This is a genomic window from Dactylosporangium sp. NPDC000244 (assembly GCF_040300725.1).
GTDB lineage: Bacteria > Actinomycetota > Actinomycetes > Mycobacteriales > Micromonosporaceae > Dactylosporangium.
Genome location: NZ_JBEPEH010000116.1, coordinates 1 through 1,542, shown reverse-complemented (window position 1 = coordinate 1,542; position 1,542 = coordinate 1). Strand labels below are relative to the sequence as shown.

2 protein-coding genes are annotated in these 1,542 nt (G+C 74.3%); both read left to right on the top strand.

Annotated elements, in window-relative coordinates:
- The first annotated feature begins 105 nt into the window (after positions 1-105).
- Entirely contained in the window at positions 106-1,272 is a 1,167-nt protein-coding gene (locus ABT369_RS57780) for a mandelate racemase/muconate lactonizing enzyme family protein (RefSeq protein ID WP_350627269.1), read from the top strand.
- A partial coding sequence (locus ABT369_RS57775) for an SDR family NAD(P)-dependent oxidoreductase (RefSeq protein ID WP_350627267.1) occupies positions 1,265-1,542 on the top strand: 278 nt, incomplete at its 3' end. The genes ABT369_RS57780 and ABT369_RS57775, both read left to right, overlap by 8 nt.

Here is a 1,542-nt window from a genome sequence, read left to right as displayed (position 1 = left end):
GCTCGCCGAGGAGGTGCAGTCGATCCTCATCGGCAAGAAGCAGGTCAAGGAGGCGCTCACCTCGGCCCGCGACCGGATGAACGACCTCATCAAGTAAGGGATCCCGTGAAGCTCACCATCGCCTCCGTCGAGGCCATCGCCCTGTCCGCGCCCTTCGAGCGGGTGTACGGCAGCCTCGACGCGGTGCCGGAGTGGCTGCTGACCCCCGCGTCCAGCCATCGGGTGCTGCCGCGGCTCGGGCAGTACACCACCCTCGTTCGTATCCGAACGACCGACGGGCTGGAGGGCATCGGCGAGGCCTACGGGCTGCCGGAGCCGCGCGTCACCGCGACCATCGTCGGCAGCCTGCTCGGGCCGATGCTGCTCGGGCGGGACGCCGGCGCGTCGGAGGCGCTGTGGGAGCTCATGTACGGCGCGCAGGCCGGGGCCGGGCGCACCGGCGGCTTCTACCTCGAGGCGATCAGCGGCGTCGACCTGGCGCTGTGGGACCTGCGGGGCAAGGCCGCCGGGCTGCCCGTGCACCGGCTGCTCGGCGGGCCGGTCCGCGACACCGTTCCGGTCTACGCCAGCCCGATCCCGTTCCTGCCGACGACCGCGGAGTCCGCCGAGCGGGCACTGTCCTTCGTGGACGCCGGGTTCCGGGCGGTGAAGCTCAAGCTGGGCCGGGGCGAGGCGACCGACCTCGCGCACGCCGAGGCGGTGGTCGACGCGCTGGCCGGCCGGGCCGCGCTGCACGTCGACCTCAACTGCGCCTACGACGTGAAGACCGCGGTGCGGCTCGGGCTCGCGCTGGAGCCGCTCGGGGTGCGCTGGCTGGAGGAGCCGCTCGCGACCGACGACGTGGCCGGGCTCGCCGAGGTGCGCGCGGCCGTGCGCATCCCGGTGGTGACGGGGGAGAGCGAGTTCAGCCGTTTCGGGTACCGCGACTTCCTGCAGCAGCGCGCCGTGGACGTCGTCATGCCCAACCTCACCCGGGCCGGCGGCATCACCGAGGCCCGCCGGATCGCCGCGCTGTGCTCGGCGTTCCACGTGGACGTCTCGCCGCACGGGGTCGGCTCGGCGGTCGGGCTCGCGGCCGCGCTGCAGTTCGCGGCGGCCACGCCGAACGTGCCGATCTACGAGTACAACCGGCTGCCGAACCCGCTGCGCGATGACCTGCCCGTGGAGCGTCCGTCCCTCGTGGACGGTGCTCTGGCCGTGCCCGACGGGCCGGGGCTCGGCGTGACGCTCGACGAGGAGCTGATCGCGGAGTACGAGGTGTTCCGTGCCTGACCGGGCGCTGGTGACGGGGGCGTCCGGCGGGATCGGCTCGGCGGTCGCGGCCCGGCTCGCCGCCGACGGTTTCGAGGTCCACGGCGTCGACCGCGCCGACGGGGACCTCGCGACCGAAGCGGGCGTCGCGGCCGCGCTCGGCGGCGTCGGTCCGGTGGCGGCCCTGGTGCACTGCGCCGGGGTCACCACCGGGGCGCCGGTGCACGAGACGACCCTCGCCGACTGGCACCGCGTGCTCGACACCAACGTCACCTCCGCGTTCCTGTGCGC